General features: G+C 57.3%; 17 protein-coding genes and 3 pseudogenes. 5 read left to right on the top strand and 15 right to left on the bottom strand.

Annotated elements, in window-relative coordinates:
- Window positions 1-7: 7 nt before the first annotated feature.
- The 11 genes from GOX53_RS25205 to GOX53_RS25155 all read right to left on the bottom strand — a co-directional run bounded on the left by GOX53_RS25205 (window position 8) and on the right by GOX53_RS25155 (window position 14,092).
- Window positions 8-1,498 carry a sugar ABC transporter ATP-binding protein gene (locus tag GOX53_RS25205; protein WP_171181308.1) on the bottom strand — a complete coding sequence of 497 codons (1,491 nt, stop codon included), beginning with the start codon at window positions 1,496-1,498 and terminating at the stop codon, window positions 8-10.
- Between the two features lie 65 nt (window positions 1,499-1,563).
- The gene (locus tag GOX53_RS25200) at window positions 1,564-2,694 is read right to left on the bottom strand and encodes an ABC transporter substrate-binding protein (RefSeq protein ID WP_171181305.1); all 1,131 of its coding nucleotides are present in this window, start codon (window positions 2,692-2,694) and stop codon (window positions 1,564-1,566) included.
- Between the two features lie 328 nt (window positions 2,695-3,022).
- Window positions 3,023-4,291: a pyruvate dehydrogenase complex dihydrolipoamide acetyltransferase gene (locus tag GOX53_RS25195; RefSeq protein ID WP_171181304.1), complete on the bottom strand. Its 1,269-nt coding sequence runs from the start codon at window positions 4,289-4,291 to the stop codon at window positions 3,023-3,025.
- Window positions 4,292-4,304: 13 nt separating this feature from the next.
- A complete protein-coding gene (locus GOX53_RS25190) occupies window positions 4,305-4,826 on the bottom strand; it encodes a VOC family protein (protein ID WP_217351925.1) in 522 nt (173 codons plus the stop codon).
- Window positions 4,827-4,851: 25 nt separating this feature from the next.
- Window positions 4,852-7,047, bottom strand: coding sequence for a thiamine pyrophosphate-dependent enzyme (locus GOX53_RS25185; RefSeq protein WP_171181300.1), 2,196 nt, complete (start codon window positions 7,045-7,047; stop codon window positions 4,852-4,854).
- A 28-nt stretch (window positions 7,048-7,075) separates the two neighbouring features.
- On the bottom strand, window positions 7,076-8,530 hold the full coding sequence (locus tag GOX53_RS25180; RefSeq protein WP_171181299.1) for an NAD-dependent succinate-semialdehyde dehydrogenase: 1,455 nt from the start codon (window positions 8,528-8,530) through the stop codon (window positions 7,076-7,078).
- A complete protein-coding gene (locus GOX53_RS25175) occupies window positions 8,527-9,435 on the bottom strand; it encodes an NAD(P)-dependent oxidoreductase (protein WP_256415904.1) in 909 nt (302 codons plus the stop codon). Before GOX53_RS25175 ends, GOX53_RS25180 begins: the two co-directional genes overlap by 4 nt.
- 45 nt (window positions 9,436-9,480) lie before the next feature.
- Window positions 9,481-10,869 (bottom strand): Xaa-Pro peptidase family protein, encoded by a 1,389-nt coding sequence (locus GOX53_RS25170; RefSeq protein ID WP_217351924.1) that lies wholly within the window; start codon window positions 10,867-10,869, stop codon window positions 9,481-9,483.
- 393 nt (window positions 10,870-11,262) lie between these two features.
- A complete protein-coding gene (locus GOX53_RS25165) occupies window positions 11,263-11,784 on the bottom strand; it encodes a VOC family protein (protein ID WP_171181295.1) in 522 nt (173 codons plus the stop codon).
- Between the two features lie 14 nt (window positions 11,785-11,798).
- Window positions 11,799-12,878 (bottom strand): aldo/keto reductase, encoded by a 1,080-nt coding sequence (locus GOX53_RS25160; RefSeq protein ID WP_171181293.1) that lies wholly within the window; start codon window positions 12,876-12,878, stop codon window positions 11,799-11,801.
- A gap of 56 nt (window positions 12,879-12,934) precedes the next feature.
- Complete coding sequence (locus tag GOX53_RS25155) at window positions 12,935-14,092, bottom strand: substrate-binding domain-containing protein (RefSeq protein ID WP_171181291.1); 1,158 nt, start codon at window positions 14,090-14,092, stop codon at window positions 12,935-12,937.
- 247 nt (window positions 14,093-14,339) lie between these two features.
- Here GOX53_RS25155 and GOX53_RS25150 point away from each other — a divergent pair, with 247 nt between their 5' ends.
- Complete coding sequence (locus tag GOX53_RS25150) at window positions 14,340-15,962, top strand: FAD-dependent oxidoreductase (RefSeq protein ID WP_171181289.1); 1,623 nt, start codon at window positions 14,340-14,342, stop codon at window positions 15,960-15,962.
- Here GOX53_RS25150 and GOX53_RS25145 read toward each other — a convergent pair.
- The 4 genes and pseudogenes from GOX53_RS25145 to GOX53_RS30370 all read right to left on the bottom strand — a co-directional run bounded on the left by GOX53_RS25145 (window position 15,956) and on the right by GOX53_RS30370 (window position 18,520).
- Window positions 15,956-17,494, bottom strand: coding sequence for an extracellular solute-binding protein (locus GOX53_RS25145; RefSeq protein WP_171181287.1), 1,539 nt, complete (start codon window positions 17,492-17,494; stop codon window positions 15,956-15,958). The genes GOX53_RS25150 and GOX53_RS25145 overlap by 7 nt on opposite strands.
- Before the next feature lie 363 nt (window positions 17,495-17,857).
- Window positions 17,858-17,983: pseudogene (locus tag GOX53_RS29960) on the bottom strand (IS6 family transposase); the annotation flags it as partial.
- Between the two features lie 142 nt (window positions 17,984-18,125).
- Window positions 18,126-18,188, bottom strand: a pseudogene (locus GOX53_RS30375) (transcriptional regulator); the annotation flags it as partial.
- Between the two features lie 26 nt (window positions 18,189-18,214).
- Window positions 18,215-18,520, bottom strand: coding sequence for a hypothetical protein (locus tag GOX53_RS30370; protein ID WP_371810431.1), 306 nt, complete (start codon window positions 18,518-18,520; stop codon window positions 18,215-18,217).
- A 237-nt stretch (window positions 18,521-18,757) separates the two neighbouring features.
- Between GOX53_RS30370 and GOX53_RS25135 the strand changes: the two genes are divergently transcribed.
- The 4 genes and pseudogenes from GOX53_RS25135 to GOX53_RS25120 all read left to right on the top strand — a co-directional run.
- The gene (locus tag GOX53_RS25135) at window positions 18,758-19,222 is read left to right on the top strand and encodes an SgcJ/EcaC family oxidoreductase (RefSeq protein WP_171181285.1); all 465 of its coding nucleotides are present in this window, start codon (window positions 18,758-18,760) and stop codon (window positions 19,220-19,222) included.
- Window positions 19,223-19,613: 391 nt separating this feature from the next.
- Window positions 19,614-20,180, top strand: a complete 567-nt coding sequence (locus GOX53_RS25130) for a hemerythrin domain-containing protein (protein WP_171181283.1) — start codon at window positions 19,614-19,616, stop codon at window positions 20,178-20,180.
- A gap of 10 nt (window positions 20,181-20,190) precedes the next feature.
- Window positions 20,191-21,219: a glutathione S-transferase C-terminal domain-containing protein gene (locus GOX53_RS25125; RefSeq protein ID WP_171181281.1), complete on the top strand. Its 1,029-nt coding sequence runs from the start codon at window positions 20,191-20,193 to the stop codon at window positions 21,217-21,219.
- A 306-nt stretch (window positions 21,220-21,525) separates the two neighbouring features.
- Window positions 21,526-22,134, top strand: a pseudogene (locus GOX53_RS25120) (IS6 family transposase); the annotation flags it as partial.
- Window positions 22,135-22,187 lie beyond the last annotated feature (53 nt).

The following is a 22,187-nucleotide window of genomic DNA, read 5'->3' as shown; positions in this document are numbered from 1 at the left end:
GTCCCCCTCACGCCGCTTCCTGCTGGGTCGCCAGTTGCATGATCGACTCTTCAGAAAGCTCCCCCTGGGCCAGCTCACCGGTGATGACGCCTTCGCGCATCACAACAACCCGATCTGACATGCCGACAACTTCGGGCAGTTCGGACGAGATCATCAGGATCGCGATACCCTTGGCCGCCAGTTCCCGCATGATCCGGTAAATCTCGGTTTTCGCGCCCACGTCGACGCCCCGTGTCGGTTCGTCCAGGATCAGCACCTTGGAACAGGTCCGTGCCCAGCGCGCGACGATGACTTTCTGCTGGTTTCCCCCCGACATGGTCGCAACCGGGTTACGGGGAACGCGGCAGGCAATCTGGTATTCCTGGATTTCCTGTTCCGCGATTTGGAATTCCTTGGCAAAGTTGATCAGTCCTGACTGAGTAACGGCCCCAAGATCCGAGGCGGTTACATTCGCGGCTACATCCAACTGCATCGCAAGCCCCTGCCCCTTGCGATCCTCAGTCACGAGCCCAATGCCTTTCCTGATTGCAAGCGCCGGCTTCATCTGCGAGAAGGTCTCGCCGTCGATCTCTACGGATCCCGATCTGAGCGGCAAGCCACCAAATATGCCCATTGCCAGTTCTGTCCGCCCGGCACCGACCATCCCGGCCAAGGCGGTGATTTCGCCAGCTCTGAGTTCGATACTGGCCTTGTGCACGCGCCCATTGACCGAGATGTCACGGGCCCGCAGAACAACCTCGCCTGGAGGTGTGTCGTCTTCTTTTACAGGGAACAGCTCGGACATATCGCGGCCAACCATCAGGGCGATCAATTGATCCCGGTCGATCTCACCGATTTCCTTGCCGGCGACGAACTGTCCATCCTTGAGGACTGTAACCCGGTCGCAAATCTCGAATATCTCTTCGAGCCGATGTGAAATATAGATGATGGCCACGCCATCTGCCTTGAGGGCCTCAAGGCGTTTGAACAGCAATTCAACCTCATGGCCAGAGATAACAGCCGTCGGCTCGTCCAGAATCAAAAGCTTGACCTTGTGAACCATCGCCTTGGCGATTTCGACCATCTGCTGGTCCGCGACGGTCAGTTCGGAGACGAGCTGATCTGGATTGATCTCAACGCCCAGGCGCTGCAGAAGCTCTCGCGCATCTCTTCGGGTTTGCGCATAATCGATTAGACCAAGTCCGCCGCGGCGTTCGTTCCCCAAAAAGATATTCTCGGCGACCGTGAGGTGGGGGAACAGGACAAACTCCTGATAAATTACGTGTATTCCCGCTTCCTTGGCGTCGCCCGGGGCAGCCCAGTGAACGATTTCACCGTCGAATTCAATCTGACCTTCATCGGGTTGATAAACCCCAGCAATCGTCTTGGTCAGGGTCGATTTTCCGGCCCCGTTTTCGCCGAGCAATCCATGGATCTCTCCTGCACGGACATCGAGGTCGACTTGATCCAGCGCCTTAACGCCTGGAAAGGACTTGGATATGGAAGTCAGTGTCAGCATGTCTGGCCCCAGCTGTGTTTTGGACAGAGTCCAAAGAGACCCTGCCCTGTCTGATTGGTGTCGGCTTACTTGGGGTAGTCGACAGTGTAGGTCGTGGGGTCGTAGTCCTGACCCATGCCGCCAGTGACCAGCATGTCCGGTGCACCATTTGGCACCACCAGATCACTCAGACGCAGGTCGGTCTGGATCGACGGAGTGTTGTGACCCTCGGACACGGCTATCTGCGCGTTGATTTCATAGATGCATGGTACCGGGGCACCGGCCAGTACATCGAGCGCGACGCCCACCGAGATACCGCCCATCGCCGGAGGATAGCCGACCTCAAGCATCGGGATGCCGTGTTCGATCGCCATCTGCAGCGGGCCGTTCACGTCCGCCGTGGTATGCGGCGGGATATCAGAGGGTGACCAACCTGCTTCGAGGAAGGCCTCGACCGAACCCGGGGTTTGCAGACCGTGCGCAGACCAGACGGCATCAATCTCTTCGCCGTATTTTGCGATCATGCCCTGCATGACCTGCTTGCCCTTAACCGGCGACCAATCGGAATAGACCGTTTCCAAAATGTTGATACCGGGATACTGCGCAAACACCTCGCGCGCGGGCTTTTCACGGTTTTCCGACGGGCTGGAACCGGCCTGACCTGCCAGCATCACGACATTGCCTTCGCCATCCAGCTTTTCCACAATCCACTGCGCGAACAGTCTGCCCATCATCGCGTCGGACGCGGTTACGAAGGTCACGAAATTGTCGGAGGCGATGCGGCGATCCATCATCACCACTGGAATTCCGCGTTTCATGGCGCGCGTCACGGCAGGATCAAGCGCCTGCTGCGTATTCGCCGAAACAATCAGAAGGTCGACACCACGAGAGATCAGATCCTGGATATCCGCAACCTGCTTTGCGTCGTCATGGCCGGCGTCGGTGATGATCAGCTTATCGATCTGGTCCCGGTGCTCGGCAGCGGCGGTCATAACCGAATGTTGCATGACGACACGCCAGCTATCCCCTAGGCCGGCGTTCGAGAACCCGATTGTATAGGGACCTTCCTTTTTGTACTGCGACGTATCGTTGAAACAGACCTCAACGTCCGGATTGTACAGATAGGTACGTGGCGCGCCGGTATAAGCGTTACCTGCGATAGCGGCAGTAGCGATTGAAGCCACGGCCATCGCGGCCGCAATACGAATAATTCTCATTGGGTCCTCCTCCAACTTCAGACGTGCCGGGCCGCAATCTTGGGGCCCTCCCCCATTCCGCCTTGACCCAAACTGGGCGCTCTCAGAATCGGCACGTGGGTGCGTGAAAAAAGGTTACGATTTCGGTGAAGTCCGATGGCTTCGAAGTTATCCGCTTTGGATATTGACACCGGTTCTTTGGCTGCTGCATCGACTTCGACAGTGGAGACCGAAACCGTTGCGCCGCACCTGGAATGCAAAGCCGCACCGCGCCGGAGAGAAGGCGCGATGCGGCGACGCCACAGACAAAACATGGGTTTCGTCATACGGCGGATAAAAGCAAAGGGTCTTACGACAGGATCGTCAGGGGTGCCTCGACATAACGCTTGAACGTGGTCAGAAGGTCCGCGCCGAGCGCACCATCCACCATCCGGTGATCCACAGAAAGCGACACCGTCATCACGGTCGCGATCTCAATTTGGTCCGCACGGACAAGAGGCCGCCGTTCTCCTGCGCCGACGGCCAGGATCGTGCCCTGCGGAGGATTGATCACCGCATCAAACGAGCTCACACCGAACATGCCCAAATTCGATACCGAGGTTGTCCCGCCCTGGAACTCGTCAGGAGCCAGCTTTCGTGCCCGCGCCCGTGCCGCCAGATCCTTCATCTCTGTTGAAATTGCCGAAACGCTCTTGGCCTCGGCGTTTCGGATGATCGGCGTAATCAGGCCGCCATCAATCGCAACGGCAACTGCCACATCGACGGCTCGGTGCCGTCTAACGTTGCCGTCAGCCCATGTTACATTGGCATCGGGAACCTCTGCCAACGCGAGCGCAAGCGCCTTGATCATCAGATCGTTGACCGAAATCTTGTAGGCCCGGGTCTCATCCCGCACGGGCGCTGTCGCGTTGATTTGCGCCCGCAAGGCCAACAGCGCATCAAGTTCGACATCTCGACGCAAATAGAAATGCGGAACGGTCTGCTTAGCCTCGGTCAGTCGCCGGGCAATGGTGCGCCGCATGGAATCCAGTTCGACGACCTCGTAACTGCCTTCCAAGTAGAGATCCGACACCTGGGTTGGCGCGGGCGCAACCGGCTTTTCCTGAGGTGGTTTCTCGAAGGGTTTGCTCAGCGCCGCCTCGACGTCGACACGGACGATACGGCCCTTTTGGCCCGTGCCGGATATCCGCGAAAGGTCAATTTTGTTTTCGACAGCGATCCGTTTTGCCAGCGGCGAAGCAAACACCCGGTCGCCTGTACCAGCGCCCTCGGGCGCAATGGGCAACACGGGGGTTTTTGTGTTCTTGGCACCTGTGGCATCAGCCGAAGTTTTAGTTGGTCTTCGTTCCGCCACTTCAATGGTTGCGGCATCCTCGCCGTCCTCGGCAAAGACTGCAATCGGGGTGTTTACGGCCACGTTTTCAGTGCCTTCTAGCACCAGAATTCTGGCGACGGTCCCGGCATCCGCAGCTTCGAATTCCATCGTTGCCTTGTCGGTTTCGATTTCGGCAATGATGTCGCCCGGGCGAACTTGGTCGCCTTCGGAAACGAGCCAGGAGGCAAGTGTGCCCTCCTCCATTGTGGGCGAAAGAGCTGGCATTGTGATCTCGATGGGCATAAGTGTTTCCTGCTTAACTTGAAGGGCTTACGGGGCTCCAAAGGCGCCTGTCCGTCGTCGTTTCGTAGCCTTTTCCATTTGGGAAACTGACCAGTTCCAACTGCATCCCCCAAGGCGCGAGAAAGTAGACCCAGCTTTGCCCGGCGGATGGCCCCTCGTGACGAGCCACAGGCTCCCCAAGGATTTCGACATCGTGATCACGCAACCAGTCGAGCGCGCCTGCGAAATCGTCAGTGTAAAACGCCAGATGGTGCCCGCCGATATCGCTGTTCTTGGGCTGGGCAGTTTGCTGGTCCGGCGCTGCGTATTCGAAGACCTCGAAATTCGGGCCATGTCCGCAGCGAAAAAACCGCAGTTTCTTCATCACCGTGCGCGGGTGTACGTTCAACTGCCGCTTCATCCAGTCGTCGTCGAACTGAAACGGGCCCAGATCATAGAACTGCTCGCATCCCAGCACATCGACGAAAAAGCGTGTTGCTTGCTCCAGATCGGGGACTGTGAAACCGATATGCTCTACACCGCGCAACCCCGGCATTCTGGGAGGTTTCCCGACAGCCATTTCAGGCCCCCACCAGAGCACCGCGGCCGGTATCGATCATCATCTGTTTGAGCTGAATTTCGACCTCTGGAGCCATCGCAAAGGCCGCTCGTTCCAGAACCTTTGAAACGCTGGGAGAGCTTTCGCCACCATGAACCCGCTGAACCGGCTGATCGAGATGGTCAAAGAACCGCCGCTGCAACTCATCGGTCAGCATGGCGCCATACGAGACGGTCAACGGGCTTTGCTCGACGACCACTACATTGTTGGTTTTCCTGATACTTTCACCGATTGTATCCCAATCGATGCCTGCACGGTCCAGCGACCGCAAATCGATGATCTCGGCGTCCAGTCCCAGCGCATCGGCGGCCTTGCGGGATTCCTCGACCATCGCTGAATAGGTGAGGATGGTCATCGCGTTGCCCTCGCGAACCACCTTGGCCTTTCCGAGCGGTATGAAGTAGTCGTAATCTTCGACAGGCGCCGGCATCTTTTGCGTGTAAAGGCCGACATGTTCGATCACCAGCACAGGGTCATCGCAGGCCAGCGCACTGTTCATCAATCCCACGTAGTCGAACGCGGTTGAAGGCGCGACGATGCGCCAGCCCGGCCATTGCGCGAACAACCCTGCGGGATCCATCGAATGCTGAGAGCCGTATCCGGTTCCAATTGCGATCTTGGTGCGGAAAACGATTGGCATCGCAGCATCGCCACCAAACATATGCCGAGCTTTGCCAATTTGGTTGAAAAGCTGATCTGCCGCGACAAGCGCGAAGTCCGGATACATCAACTCGACAACCGGCCGGAACTTGCCCGACATCGCGACGCCACCTGCCAAGCCACTGAACCCGGCCTCGGCAATCGGCGTCGGAATGATCCGGTCCGGATATTTTTCGGCCAGGCCCTTCGTTGCACCGTTGGTTCCGCCCTTTAGCCGGTGAATGTCCTCGCCCAGACAAAAGATGCGGTCATCTTCGGCCATGCGCCGGTTCATCACTTCGGCAACGGCGTCGACAAATCTGGTTTTGGCCAATGGGCCCGAAAAACTGCCCTCTTCCTCAAAGCGCTTTCCGTCCAGTTCGCTCAGATCTCCGCGCAGCCCGGCGTCACACATCGCCGTATCCGGCCAGAGCGATTCAATAACCGTCCGCTTGTTGCCTTCCTCGACGGTCAATGCCGAGGCGACCTGTTGCATCGCTGCCTTGGCGCGGGTTGCTATCGTCGCATCGCCGTCATCATCCAGCCATCCGCGGGTCTTTAGCCCATCCAGCATCACCATCAGCGGATCGCGCTTGCGCCAGTGAATTTCATCCTCTTTGCTGCGATATCCAAACGCGCTGGCCGGAATACCGCCGCCATGGTGGAAAAAGCGATACAGAACCGCTTCGATCACGGTTGGTCCCTTGCCAGACCGCATGATGTCCAATGCCCGCTCGGTCGCGACGCGCACGGACACCGGGTCCATGCCGTCAACGCGGAAGGACGGAATGCCAAAGGCCAACCCACGGGAAGAAACCCGGGTTTCGCGAGTTTCTTCCTCGACCGTTGTTGCCACGGCAAACCCGTTGTTCTCAATGAAGAAGCAGACCGGCAGATCCCAAAGGGCCGCCAAGTTCATCGCCTCTGGCACGGAACCGATATGCGCGCTACCCTCACCGAAATAGGAAAACACCGCCTCGTCACTACCGCTGCGTTTCTTCGACCATGCAGCGCCGGTTGCAAACGGTACGCCGCCGCCGACAATGGCGTTGGTGCCCAATGCGCCTGCTTCTTCCCAGCGCAAATGCATCGAACCACCACGGCCTTTGCAATACCCCTGCGCCAGCCCCATGATTTCGGCCAGTGATTTCTGCAGCAATTCCAGAATGTCACCCGGCAATTCTGTCGTGAGCGGATCGGCATGGCCACGATCAAGATAGGTCAAAGCCTTAGCAATGAACTGATGGTGTCCGCGGTGCGAGCCGGTGACCTGATCACCCGGTTTCAGAGGCGAAATTGATCCGATGGCCCCACCTTCCTGCCCGATTGAGCTGTGCGCAGGGCCGTGGATCAATCCCTGTGCATCCATTTCCAGAACCATTTCCTCGAATGCGCGCACCAGATGCAGGTGATTGTGCATCTTGATTGCCTCGGCCTTGCCAAGCTTGGCCCAATCGGCCTCGGTGGCTGTGATGTCCACCCAATCGGCCATGGGCTTGATTTTCGTCGTCTTCGGCATTTCGTCTCTCTCTGCTGGCGAAGGGTCGTCAGGCGTTCAGCCCGCCCATGCACAGGTATTTCGTCTCGACAAACTCCTCGATTCCGTAGTGCGACCCTTCGCGTCCCACGCCGCTTTCCTTGATCCCGCCAAATGGCGCGACCTCGGTCGAGATGATGCCCTCGTTGATCCCGACCATGCCGTATTCAAGCGCCTCGGCGACGCGCCAGATCCGACCGATATCTCGGGAATAAAAATAGGCGGCCAGTCCAAACTCGGTGTCGTTCGCCAGTCGGATCGCCTCTTCTTCGTTGTCGAATGTGAAGATCGGTGCCAGCGGGCCAAAGGTCTCTTCTCGGGCAACAGCCATTTCTGTTGTGACACCGGTCAGCACCGTCGGCTGAAAAAACGATCCGCCCAGGGCATGGCGGACGCCGCCTGCAGCAACCACTGCGCCCTTGGAGCACGCATCGGCAATGTGTTCCTCAACCTTCTCAACGGCAGCAAGATCAATCAGCGGACCTTGTTGCGCCCCGTCCACAAATCCATCTGCAACAACCAGATCGCTCACACGTGCAACAAGGCGTTCGACAAATGCGTCGTGAATGCCGCGCTGCACGAGAATACGGTTGGTGCAAACGCAGGTCTGTCCGGCGTTGCGGTATTTCGAAGCGATGGCCCCCTCGACCGCCGCGTCGATGTCAGCGTCATCGAACACGATAAAGGGTGCATTGCCGCCAAGTTCCATCGACACTTTTTTCGCGGTGTCCGCGCTCTGACGCATGAGCACCTTTCCAATGTCGGTCGACCCGGTAAAGGTCACTTTCTGCACATCGGGGTTGGCGGTCAGTTCGCCCCCGATGGCCCGCGCCGATCCGGTCACGACGTTCAGAACACCATCCGGAACGCCGGCTTTCTGCGCCAGCGCCGCGATTGCCAGAGCGGAAAACGGCGTGGCGGATGCAGGTTTGGCGACGCAGGTGCAGCCGGCGGCCAAGGCCGGCCCCACTTTACGGGTGATCATCGCTATCGGAAAGTTCCAGGGCGTGATTGCCGCGACAACACCAACGGGCTGTTTTACAACAACAATACGCCGGTCGTTCCACGGGCTCGGGATGACGTCGCCATAGATGCGCTTGCCTTCTTCGGCGAACCATTCGATGAAACTGGCCCCATAGGCCACTTCGCCCCGAGACTCTGCCAGAGGTTTGCCCTGTTCAGCGGTCATGATCGCCGCGAGGTCTTCGGTATGATCAATGATCAGCTGATACCAACGGCGCAAAATGGTTGCCCGATCCTTGGCGGTTCGGCCTTGCCACTCAGCCTGTGACGATTTTGCGGCAGAGATCGCCTCACGCGTTTCGTCAACTCCGAAACTCGGCACGGTGCCAAGAACGGATCCATCCGCCGGGTTGGTCACGGTGATAACCGCATCATCCTCAGCCGTTCGCCATTGTCCGTCGATCAGACAAGCCTGCAGCAAGAGATCGGATTTCGGAGTCATGCCGCCGTCTCCCTGCGATCGTCAAAGCGCATGCCTGCTCGTCGCGTTGCCAACTCGACATATTTGAAGAAGTCCTGTTCGGCATCACCATCGGCGATCAACTCACTCCACCCCTCGCGCATCTGCGCGGCCATTGGCATCGGAACCGCGGATTTGCGGCCAGCTTCCAGAATAAGATCGAAGTCTTTCGCCATCTGCGTGACTTCAAAGGCCGGTGTATAGTCCTGCGCCTTCAGCGCATCGAGTTTGTAACCCACTAGCGGTGAAGCAACGGCACTGGCGCCGATCACATCCAGCATCGTCGTTCGGTCGAGGCCGTTTTTCAGTCCCAATGCCAACGCCTCGCCGATCATGGCAGCGGTGAAACCCACCATCATGTTTATCGAGAGCTTCAGAACACGGGCCTGTTCCTGGTCACCGACATGGAACTGGCGCGCACTTAGGGCCCCTAAAATGCTGCGGACTTCTTCAAACGCACCGATTGGCCCCGAAGCCATCACCGTCAGCGCCCCGGATTCCGCCAATGCCACTGACCCCGAAACTGGCGACCGCAGATACCGCAGCCCAAATGTGTTCGCGATTTCAGCCACTTCCGATGATACGGTCGGGGATACCGTGCTCATGTCGACAAGGATCGCCCCTTTGCGCATCTCTTTCAGGGCGCCGGTATCGCCCAAAAGCACCTGACGCAGTGCGGCGTCGTCGGACAGCATGGTAAACAAGACATCCGACTGAGCCGCGAGCACACTTGCATTGGGCGCCAGATTTGCACCTGCGTCGCACAATGGCCTGCTTTTCTCCCGGCTTCGGTTAAAGACCGTAACGTCGGCACCGGCGCCGCATAAGTTCAGAGCCATCGGAACGCCCATTTTACCGAGCCCGATCCAGCCTATTCGACTTTTCATGTTTGCCTCTTCGGGCCCTGACGCGGGTTCAGGGCTATTGCATTCTCATTCTTCCCAGGTAGCGCCGAAACGCGGTTGCGTCGTTTTTTCGGCCTGCGGGAATACGCGGTGGTTGTTGTAATGGGACTCGCTGTGGCGAATACCCGGCAGCATGTCGTGTCCGGACCAATACTGGCGGCCACAGACCAAAAGATCCTCGGCAGGGAATTTCGAGATGACTTCGACCCCGTCCTTGGTCACGACCATTTCTTCTTCGATGCGGGCAGCGTGGTGGCTGCCCTTGGCTGGCCAGAATGTCTCCAGCGCAAATACCATACCTTCCTGAATCACTTCCGGATGTTCGATCGAAACCAGGCGGCTGATGACGGGCCGCTCCCAGATACCAAGACCAAGCCCGTGGCCATACTGCAGGCCGAATGCGGCCTCTTCACTGGGGAAGCCGAACTCCTCGGCTTTTGGCCAGACCTGTGCCACTTCGCCGGTTGTCACACCGGGTTTGATCATCGCAATGGCCTGATCGAGATAGTCGCGGCAGCGTTTATAGGCATCCTGCATTTCCCGGCTGGCGCTGCCCACCGCAAAGGTCCGGTAGTAGCAGGTGCGATAACCCATGTAGCTGTGCAGAATATCGAAATACGCCGGGTCACCCGGCCGCAGCGCCCGGTCCGAGAATACGTGCGGGTGCGGGCTGCAGCGCTCGCCGGAAATCGCGTTTACGCCTTCGACATATTCCGACCCGTTGTTGTAGAGAAAGTTCGACGCGATCCCGACCAGTTCGTTTTCCCGCACGCCGGGACGGATGGCGCGATAGATTTCCTCGTAGGTGAAGTCCACCATGGCTGAGGCATGGGTCAGAAGACTGATTTCGTCGCGGGTTTTGATGACGCGCGCATCCTGCATCAGCCATTGACAATCGACCACTTTCACACCGCGCTCCTGCAGTGCGAACATGATAGGGGGCTCGACAAGATCAATGCCGAGCGGCTCGTTTTTAAGGCCATGCTTTTCCAGCTCGCGGACAATCTTGTCGGCCGTTTCCTCGGCCCGGCCCATGTTCGGCGTCATGGCCCCGCGCAGCAGAGGAATTCCGGCACGCGAGCGTTCGTCGCCGCCCATCCAATCGCAATGCAGTGCATGGTGTTTTGCCGCCGACCCGAAGTCCCACAAAATCGGCTCTCCGCCGCGCGGCAGGAGGGTCCAGCGCGAAACTTTGTCCTGCGCCCAGGTACCGATATGGGTTCCCGTGATGTAACGCACGTTGGTCATGTCGAAACAGAGCAAAGCCCCCATTTCGGACTTCTCGAGTTTCTCCTTCACGCGGGCCAGGCGTTCAGTCCGCAACCGATCAAAGTTGATGCGGTTTTCCCAATCCACGGCCATGGTGCCATAGGTTTCAATCGCCATTTCGCGCCCTTCTCTCAATTCTTCTTTCATGGTCACGCGCCGGTATCGCAATCGGAGCGCACTCATGGGCGGGTGAATTCCAGAGCCAATAGTCTCTCTGAGAAATTCCTCTGTGATTCCCACTATTGCAGAGGGGCCAAGGACGATGTGCCGCGATAATATCCAGATCCGATATTCACTGAATCGAGACTGTGGGAACCGGGGGCAATGCCGTAGATTTTTTTGAATTCAGAGAGTTATCGGTCGAAACCCGAGAGGAAACGGGACAGGCAACGCTCGTCGGCAAATGTCCACAATGCGCGGTACGGGGTGTCTACCAACAGCGCACCACAAGCTGCACATTGGCTTGAGAGAGTACCAATTGACCGCGGTCTCAATCCTGGGTCTTCGATCCGAACCATTCCAGCCCACCGTTCAGGTCCGTCATCTGGGTGACCACATCTTTTCTTTCGACGACGCCTCGTAGGCCAATCCGCCCTGATAGCTGACAAGTTCAAGCTGCATGCCCCAAGGGGCCAAGAAATACACCCAGGTCAGGCCCTTGCTGGGCCCCTGATCCATGTAGCTGGCATTGCCCTGAAACTTCGCGCCGTGAGATTTCAGATAGGCGACCGCGGCGTCCATATCCTCGACGTAGAACGCAAGGTGATGGCCCCCGTGATCGCTGTTTTTGGGCAATTCCTGCCTTTGATCCGGCGACGTGTATTCGAAGATCTCAAATGCCGGTCCGTTGCGGCATTTGAGCATGCGCAGGGTTTTGATTACCGCTCGTGGATGGACATTCAGATGCTCCGTCATCCAGTCATCATCGGCCTCGAACGGCCCCACTTCGAACAGTTGCACGCAGCCGATGACGTCGACAAAAAACCGGGTTGCTTCCTCGATGTCCGGAACGGTGAAGCCGATGTGGTCGCTTCCGGCCAGTCCGGGAATGCCGTCGCTCATCTCACTTCCCCCAACTAAACGGTTTCGGTCGCGGCAGGCACCGGTGCCGCGTCGGAAATTAGGCCTTCATGCTTCAGTTCGGCCCAGAGATCCTCGGGAATGTCCGCCTTGAGCGCTGCGATATTCTGTTCGAACCGCTCAGGCCGCCCTGCCCCAACCGGGATGCTGGACACAATTGGATGCGCTGCAGAAAACTGGATTGCCGCTGTGGACAGCGACACATCGTGCCGGTCGCAAACCGCCTTCAGTGCCTGGGCCCGTTTCAGCCAATATTCGCCCGTTTCGTGATCCGCAGGCGCGCGCACGCCATGGTCGAGTACATTGGCGCGCCAGTTTGCGTCCAGCGGCACATAGTCAAAAGACGACCCCTCGACCGGGTTATTCAAAACTCCGGAATTGTACACACCGCCGATCAGGATCGTCGTTCCCCGCTTTTCGCAGATCGGGAATAGTTCGTTCAGTGCAGAGTGATCCAGGATCGTGTAGCGGCCAGCCAGGAGGAACACATCCATGTCCGCCTCGGCCGCCATTCGCGCGAGCGCCGGGTTTTGGTTCATTCCCGCCCCGATTGCGGAGACCGTTCCCTCGGACCGCAACTTGTCGAGTGCCTTGTAACACCCGCCAAGCGCTTCATCGAGGTGATCATCGGCATCATGGATCAGCAACATGTCGAACCGGTCCAACCCGGTGCGTTCCAGACTGTGTTCAACCGAGCGCAGGACGCCGTCATAAGAAAAATCGAAATGATAAATCCGAGGCGGAGCGCCTTTCCAGAACTCGTCGTCACCTGTCGGTTCACTGTTGTTCGGATCGTCCTCGACGATACGGCCAACCTTGGTCGAGATGACATACGACTCCTTCGGCTTGTAGGCCAAATACCAGCCCAGCCGCTCTTCGGACATGCCCATGCCGTACATCGGCGCGGTGTCAAAGGTGCGAAGCCCGGCATCCCAGGCTGCGTCAAGGACCCGGACGGCGTCATCTTCGGGCAGGCGGCGCGGCCAGCCACCTATCTGGACCGTTCCCAGGCCAAGGAGATTGGTCTTGAGTTTCGTCCGGCCGATCTGGCGCAATTCTGTTGGGTCAAATGGCATGGCTCATTCCTCCTCAATAAAAGAGCGAGCCCCCGGGGTGCTCGCTCTTGGTTAATCTACTTGGGATAATCGGCGCTGAACGAGGTTGGGTCGTAGTCCGGGCCAAGTCCTGTCGAGAGGATCAGATCATTGGGCCGGTCAAGGCGCGCGTAGTCTTCCATCCAGATATCGGCCTTGACGGACTCGGTTTCGTCACCCTTGGTGATCGAAATCTGCGCATTCACCTCATATTGCTTTGGTACCGGCTTTCCGGCCAGAACATCCAACGCCACCTTGACGGATGCCCCGCCCATCGCCGGTGGATAGTCAAAGTTGATTGCCTTGACCTTGTGTTCCACCGCTTGTTTGACGCATCCATTCAGATCAGAGCACGTGATCGGGGGAATGTTGCCATCTTCCCATCCCGCTTCGACAAAAGCCTCGAGCGCCCCGGACCCCTGCAGGCCGCTGTCAGACCATACGCCGTTGATGTCCTTGCCGTATTTCTGAATCAACGCCGCCATGACCTGCTTGCCCTTTGCCGGGCTCCAATCGGTGTATTGCAGGTCCAGAACATTGATGTCGGGAAATTCGGCGAACACCTGTTTGGCAACCGCAATTCGGATCTCTGCCGGGCTGGCGCCAGCGATCCCACCCAGCATCACGACGTTTCCTTTGCCGCCCAAAGTCTCTGCCATCCACTGCGCCTCGAACCGGCCTAGCGCGTGGTCGGATGCGGTCACGAATGAAATGAAGTTGTCCGAAGTCACGCGACGGTCGACCATCACCACCGGCACGCCGCTACGCATTGCACGGGTGACAACAGGATCGAGCGCTTCGGACTGAGCTGCAGACACGATCAGGATGTCGACATCGCGCTGCAGCAAATCCTGAATGTCGGATACCTGCTTTGACGGATCGTCGTTCGCGTCGGTGATGATCAGCTTTTCGATGAGATCGCTGTTATCGGCGGCGGCCTGCTGGATGGAGTGAAGCATGCCCACACGCCAGATGTTGGAGATCGAGGCGTTCGAGAACCCGATGACATATGGCGGCTCTTCGGCGTACTGAGAGGTGTCGACATATTCGATATCCCTGTTGGACCACAGCAAGGTCCGTGGCTTTCCCGCATATCCGTCGGAGCCCTCGGCAAATGCCGGCTGAGCGGCAGGCAAACTCATCAAAACAGCAAGCGATGCACCGGCCAGCTGCTTCATGGGCGATAGCGATTTCATGGTGTCTCCTCCTCTGTGGTCACGCCACCAAGCATGGCTTCTGTAGCGCTATCCATATTGTTGGAGACGTTTCACGTTGACGGTGCCGCAAAGATATCCGCATGGGATTTTCTCGTGCGTGATGGCCGATATTTCCAATTGTCCAAAAGACTTGCTGCACCTGCACTGATCTTGCCGAAAATGGATATCTTTGCCGCCCTCTTGCCCGCCGTTGGCCGCTATCAAGGTTTGAGCTGAGGGAGAAACAATGACTCGCATCGTGATTCTGGGTGGCGGTTTCGCCGGGCTTTTTGCTGCAAAATCGCTCGTCAAAAACCTTGGAAAATCTGTTGAAGTCGAGCTCGTCAGCGACCAAAATTTTTTCGTGTTTCAACCTCTGTTACCCGAGGTTGCCGCGGGATCGATCACGGCTGCACACGCCATTTCCTCGCTGCGTGGACTGCTGAAGCACGTCAAAACAAGAAAGGCGCGGGTCCATTCCATCGACTTCGTATCCAAGACGGTAACTGTGTTTCAGGGCGTCCAGAAACGTCCAACCCAGGTTCCCTACGATCAGCTTGTCATTGCTCTCGGGCAATCCACAGACCTGTCACGAACACCCGGCCTGTCCGAACACGCGCTTGCGATGAAAACGCTGTCTGATGCCAGCAAGCTTCGGGCGCACATCATTGAAAAACTTGAACACGCTGACATTACGCAACTGCCAGAGGTCAAGCGGGAGGCTTTGACATTCTGCGTCGTCGGCGGCGGGTTTTCCGGTGTCGAAACCGTCGGTGAGATCAAGGAACTGATCGACAGGTCTTTGAAATATTACCCGTCGATTGATCCGTCGGAAGTGCAGGTCATTCTCCTGGAGTTTGCTGAAAGCATCCTCAGCGAGTTACCTCCGCGCCTGCGCTGTTATGCAACCGAACAGCTGAAGCAGCGCGGTATCGAGGTCAGAACGTCCACGGGGATCACCAGCGCAACCGGAACGGCGATCACAACGACGAACGGCGATGTTATCGGGACGCGCACCATCGTGGCCACCATCGGCAATGCGCCATCCTGCGTCGTGCGCCGGCTGGGCATCAAGACGGAGCGTGGCAAAATCGTCGTTGATCGGTCGCTGGCCGTTGTGGGAGTAAAGGACGCCTGGGCCCTGGGCGATTGCGCGCATGTCCCGTTGGTGGACGCGGCAACAGCCCCGCAGGAATTCGCTCCGCCGACCGCGCAATTTGCGGTGCGAGAGGCACGTGTCGTCGCAGACAATATCCATCGAAAACTTGGCGGCAAACAACCGATCCCATTCAGCTACAAATCCAAAGGCGCAATGGCTTCGCTGGGCAGCAAGCGCGGCGTGGCCGAGGTCATGGGTCTGACCCTGACCGGGTTTCCCGCCTGGCTGTTGTGGCGCGCCTTCTACCTGTCGTTCCTGCCCGGCGCTTCCACCAGGTTGAAGGTCTTTTTGAACTGGACCCTGGACGGGCTGATGCCGCGTAGCATTGTTCAGGACATCGCCCCAGACTCCGGTCAGACACGTGTGGTCCACTACCGCGCGGGCGACCGCATTTTCGAAGCAGGCAACCGCGCCGATGGATTTTACACAATCATCAGCGGACGGGTCGAGGTCCGGATGAAAGATGCCAAATCCGGTGATCTGACAAGCCGGGAGATCGCAGCAGGCGGGCATTTCGGCGAAAGGCTGATACTGGGGGAAAGCCGGCGCACCGGAACCGTCCGCGCTTTGGAAAACACCGAGGTCCTGGTTATGGATCGAGAGGAATTCCTCAGGTTGGCGTCTGCATTTCCAGCGTTTAAAGACTATTTTCGGGCGTATTTCAAAGACACGTACGACATCGGCTGGACACCGCCCGCGCAGCTTCAGTAACGCCCGTTGCCCTGCATGACTTGGTCCACTTCCGCCTGCGCCAGCGTCAACGCCTCTTTGTCCGACAGGTCACCCGACAAGGCGTCGTGTATCCGCGCCCCGAGAATGCTCTCGATCGTGCAATATTCCGGGATAGGCGGGCGCTGCCACGTGCACAGCATGCCCCGTTGCGACAACCGGTCAACGAAGCGGACAATCGGCGAGGAGGCGGCGGCTTCGGGATCAGCCGCGACCGAAAAACGCGGGGCCACAGGCAACCCGTTTGTGACATGTCTTTTCATGGCCTCGGGCGACGCCATCCACGCGATCGCTTCGAAAGCCAGTTTCGCGCGGGATTTCGGCAGATTGGCCGGTATTCCTAGCAGAAATCCCCCGGTCGGATTGGCGCTCATCCCCATGGGCCCCTTGGGTTGCGGTATCAACTCCGCGCGCTTTTTGACCATGGAGCCGATGTCATAGTCAAAGCGTGCGGCCCGCATGGTCCAGCAATAGCCCATTGCCACCTCGCCCTCCAGAAATGCCTCTATCCGGCGGTTCCAGTCCATTTGGAGGATGTCCGGTGGTGATATTTCCACCAGACGGTGCATGTAATCCAACACAAGCTGCCCTTCCTCGCTGTCGATTTTGGGGCGAAAGCTATTGCCGGCAAGGTCAGCCCAGTTGTGATATCTGCGGGCACGGGGAATGTTCAAAATTGGTGCGCCACAGCAGCCCATCAGGATCATGAAGCTTGAGGCGATTGGCATCCCTCGGGCCGCATTCCACGCGACACCAAAAAATCCGCGGGACGGATCCTGCAGCTGCCGACCCGCCTCAATGACTTGATCGAAGGTCCGGGGATAGGTCAACTCGTGCTCCGAAAACAGGTCCTTGCGAACCGCCATCGCCTCAATTGTCACGTAAATCGGAACGCCGTATTGCCTGTTTCCCCAAGTCCCGGATGCCCAAACCGCCGGGTGAAAGTCCATGACACGGATGTTGGTTTCCTCGATGAATTCATCCAGCGGCGTAAGCAGATTCTGCTCTGCAAACTCACCCAGCCAAGGCATATTCAGAGTGACCACATCAAAATCCGATTTCGGCAAGAATTCGTGCAGTCGTTCGTGCAGATCGGGAAGAAAGTGAAGAGAAAAGCTCTTTCTTGAGCCCAAATTGTTGCGGTAGTCCGCCCACATGTTGCGCATTGCCGAAAAATAATTGTCATTGTGCAGCAGGAACTTCAACTCCTGATCACTCTCGGCCAGTTGTGATTGCAGCGGTGGGGGTGGCAGGATTTCCCGCGCAAAATCAGCCCCGCCAAAGTAGAACTCGTCGGCATTTTCCACTCCTCGCAACCCGACTGTTTCAGCCAGCAGTGATTTTACCTTGGTGATGTAATCCACAAAGGCGGAATACATCTCCGGGCTTGGCTGCAGATAAAAGGATTTGCCCGTGGTAGAACGCGCAACTTTCATTATCTGGCCATCATCGATCATCGCGTGAATGCGTCGCTGAGCGGTTCCATACGGGACCTCGGCGGCGTCAATGAGCATCGAGATCGTGACCGGTTCGCCTTTGAGGTAGGATGTCACCAGAAAAGACGTCAGGTTCCAAGACGGATCGCCCGGCCCTCCTCGCACCAGTTCATTGAAAGGCGCCCGGGTTCGCGACAAGAACCTGATGATCCTTAGAACTTCGTGATCGGTTATGTCCGATTTTTTTTGTTCAGAAATAGGTAACATGATCCCCCAAAAAGAAACGCCGGCAATGCGCCGGCGCCAAGTCCAGGGAGGATGTTTCAGCTGCGCAGCGCGTTGCCGTTGAATACACTATACCGTCACTTTTCAAAAACTGGCGGGAAGAATATCCAGATTGGATATTCAGTGATGCAGCCTACTCCCGTCATTTGTGAATGGTAGAGTCGCGCCCCTCTGTGCCATGACTTCTTCCAGATCGCGATATGACACGCCGTACAGGACATTAAAATAGACTGCGTATAGGATCACCGGCTTTGGGAATTGGGCGCCTTGAAACGAAATCATTCGGATACCTTCGTGATCAAAACAGGGCTGGCGATAGCAAACATCCCTGTGCCCTGGCATCGACCCTGAAACTTTGTGATAGATCGGTTTCAACACTCCAATCCGCTGGACGAAAGGCCGGGTTCCGCCCTCTCGTATCCGATCAGATCTCCAGCGCAGTGATGTCCGCGCCGCCCGCCAGGGCATCGATGATCCATTGCGGTTTGCGCCCCTTGCCCGTCCAGGTTTGGTCTAGATTGCAGGGGTTCCGGTATTTTGGCGCGGCCTTGGATTTGCCCGGCCGCTACTCTTGCCTGCCAGGTCCGCCAGCGAGAAGCCAAACTTGCCGGCCGCCGCTTCCGCCGCCGCCTTTGCATCACTCAAGTCCTGGCGCTGACGCGCGCCAAGTGCCACGTCCACATCCTTGCGCAATTGCCTGAGCTGGGCAGCGGTCATCTTCTTCAGGCTAATGTTTCCCTCCCCTGGGATTTTTTGGCCTGTGTCCGGCAACGTCGTTAACGATGTATTCGAAATGTATAAGCATTCCTCAGCGCGCAAGCAGGTTCCGTTGGCGACAACCCTGCCTGATACATGTCCACAGACGGCCTGTTGGTCCTCCTGCTACTTCAGGATCGCGTTGCTGGTCAGTTCGGTGTTGTGGTCGGATACCACGAAGCCGGGAAGGAACAACCAGGACAAAGGCCGGCAAAGTGTTGGACCAAACGAAGGTTCTGGGCAATATCCTGAAACGTCATACCTATGACAAAGATGACATCCTGATTCTGGCGGTACCGTATGCCCGTGCCCGAGACTCCCGAAGACATTGCTCGGCTTTTTGCCGAGGCTTGGAATGCTAGAGACGCCCGCGCTCTGGCCTCCCTTTTTGCCGAGGACGCTGACTTTGTGAACGTGGTTGGCCTGTGGTGGCACAACCGCGACGATATTGAGCGCGCCCATGCCTACGGCCTCAGTACCTTCTTTCGAGCGTCAATGATCTCCGCCCGACGCGTCAAGGTTAGATGGATTGGTGGCGATGCTGCCATCGTTCACACACGCTGGAAACTGACCGGGCAGATCGGCAAAGACGGTGAGATGTTAGACGATCGTATCGCCATCATGGTCTTCGTTGCCAAACTGTCTGACGAAGGTTGGACCGTTTTGGCCGCGCACAACACGGACGTTGTCCCGGGGATGGAAACCAACGCAGTCACCGGGGAAACACTGACGGCGCTGGACTACCGGAAACGAAAGGCAGAGTAGATTACCAGAATATTGAGTCTGAGTATTTGTTCTGATTGAAGTCCGCCATTTGTGTTTGATGCGGTGCAGATATGTGCAATTCGAGCAATTGCCCTGCAGATGTCGCAACCCGAAAACCTGCACTTCGAAGGCGAATGGACGCACGGATTGGTGCAAAAAAGTCCCGCTGTGTCCGCGCGCATGTCAAACAAATGCAGGTACCGGCACGTGCTTGCAGTTATGGTTCAGTGGACGGTTTCGAACCGCGCGACATCACGATACCGAAACGCAACGTGGCGGACCTGAGCGCAAACCACTTCACCGATGTGCAGATACAGACATTGGCTGTGCGCCTTTGGGTCTAATATTGTGAAATTGTCAAACACACATTCTCGCGGAAAGGAGTAAGCTCATGCTTGATACTTACAATATCCGCACCGACGACATGCCGCGTGAGATGCAGATCTTGCTCGATAAATATCCCCGCGACAGCTGGGAGGCCCATCCCGGCTTCAAGGAGAAAACACGTCATTGGCTGGGTGCTCACCGGATGTTTCGACGCTTGGCCGAGCTGGTTCGGACCGATGCGGAGCGCTATCTGGACAAGAGCCTTTCGCCCGAAGATTACGCCGGACGCCTGTCCTACTATGGCAATGCGCTCGTCGGTAACTTGCACGGTCATCACGGCTGGGAAGACCATAGCTATTTTCCGGAACTCTCTGCTGCGGATCCCCGCTTCGACGCCGGGCTGGACGTGCTGGAAAAGGATCACGCCGATCTCGACCTGATCCTTGACCAATACACCCGAACGGCCAATCGTGCGATCAAACTCATTCATCTGGACGAGTCTCAGGCGCGTTCGGAGGTTGGGACGCTGTACGACATGTCCGAGGCTATCAAGGCCTTTCTGAAACGCCATCTGAGTGATGAGGAAGAGCTTGCCGTGCCGATCATCCTGCACCACCGCCTGAGAGATTGAAGCAATCCGCATGACCGACCGTTCGAAACAGGAAGATCAGTCCAATGCTGCCGCCCGCCGCGCACGAGGAGAATTCGTGCGCGGCATAAGCGGCTTCCGGCACACCATAGGCGATCCGGAGTTTCCGGCGGAGCCGGGGCGATATCACCTGTTCGTCGCATTGAACTGCCCCTGGTGCCACCGGGTGACCTTGGCCCGCAACGTGCTGGGGTTGCAGGACAGCATTTCGATGGACGTGGCCTTTCCCAACCGCACGGCCGACGATGATCCCGATGGCCCAAACCATTGGCAGTTCGCGCCCGACCTCGCGGCCTCGGTGACGGGGATACCATTGCCGGAATGCACGGCCGAAACCGGCACAGATCAGGGTTTCAGGCTGGTTCGGGATATCTACAGGGCGGAAGGAGCGGACGAACGCTCTGTACCGATCCTCTACGACAAGAAGACCAACCACATCGTCAACAACGAGAGCGCCGACATCATTCGCATGCTGGATCGTCATGCGAAAGCCTTGGGCAGTTCGCTTGGCGATGCCAAGCGACCAAATCTCTATCCCGACGATTCAGCCGTCCGGAGCGAGATCGACCTGTTGAACGAGCAGATTTACGTCACCATCAACAACGGTGCCTACAAAGCCGGGTTCTCATCTGATCAGAGCGTCTATGCCGCCGCGTTCGATGCCTATTTTGAAACTCTGTCCCAGCTTGAAGCACGCCTTGCCAGAGACGGCCGTCCGTTTCTGACTGGCGAGCAATTCACCGAGGCCGACTTGCGCCTGTTTCCGACCCTGTACCGCCATGACCCGGTCTATCACCTGCGCATGAAGCTGAACGGCGCCAAGATCCTCGATTATCCGTACCTCTGGCGCTGGCTTTGCCGTTTCTATGCCTTGCCCGGCGTGGCAGATAGCAATTCACTGGATCACTGTCGGCAAGGGTATTTTGGCCGAAGCTGGAACGGTGTCATCCCTCTGGGCCCGTTCAAACCCATGAAGTACCCCGAGGCTTACAAGCACCCGGATCTGGCAAATCGGCACTGACTCAGAAGTGTTATCGCTGCGCAAAGCCTCGCTCAGCCAGGATTCATTCCAAACCCGGGTGCGACACTGGATATCGTAGATGGAAGCACATCGCATGCATGATCGCTTCCACTGGCAGATGTGCGCCCTGGATTGAGATCCTCACATCTCGCCTGTGTCGAAATTCGGGGCGCCATCACATGAGGGTCCCATCTTGGGCAGCCGGGGCGAGAACTTGCCGTAGATGGTTCTGTCGCAAACTTTGTTCCCACCTGTCTGTTCAAGCGAAGATTTGTTAGCGCGTGCTCTAATTGACAGGAGCAGACCGTGATAATCTCATTCAAGGGTGCACACTTTCCGAAAGAAGTGATCTTGTATGCTGTTTTCTTCTATCTCCGATACGGTGTGTCATATCGGGATCTGGAAGAAATCATGGCCGAACGCGGCGTTGAACTTGATCACGCGACGCTGAACCGTTGGGTGAGCCGATACGCCGGTCTTGTAGCTGATGCTTCGCGGTACAAAAAGCGTCCTGCCGACCGTTCATGGCGCATGGATGAGACCTATGTGAAAGTGAAGGGTGAGTGGGTTTATCTCTATCGCGCCATCGACAAACACGGCAAAACCCTGGACTTCATGCTATCCAAGCGCCGGAATAAAGCTGCTGCGACGAAGTTCTTCGCTCGTGCGCTTGAGGTGAACGGTTTGCCACGGAAGATTGTTATCGACAAAAGCGGGGCCAACACAGCTGGTATCAAAGCCATAAACAAGATGCTGAAAGGCTTTGGTTGTCCGGTACCGATTGAGATGGTCAGGCGGAAATACCTCAATAACATCATTGAACAAGACCATCGATTCATCAAACGTCGGATCAGGCCCATGTTGGGTTTCAAGTCTTTCGCTTCAGCTTCATCTGCCCTAGCCGGTATCGAACTAGGGTCAGGATGCATTGATTTTCGCTGCTCTGCGTGATTCACGGCTCGGAAAAC

Origin of the sequence: Ruegeria sp. HKCCD8929, from assembly GCF_013031405.1 — a bacterium.
Lineage (GTDB): Bacteria > Pseudomonadota > Alphaproteobacteria > Rhodobacterales > Rhodobacteraceae > Ruegeria.
This window is presented reverse-complemented; position numbering and strand designations above follow the sequence as displayed.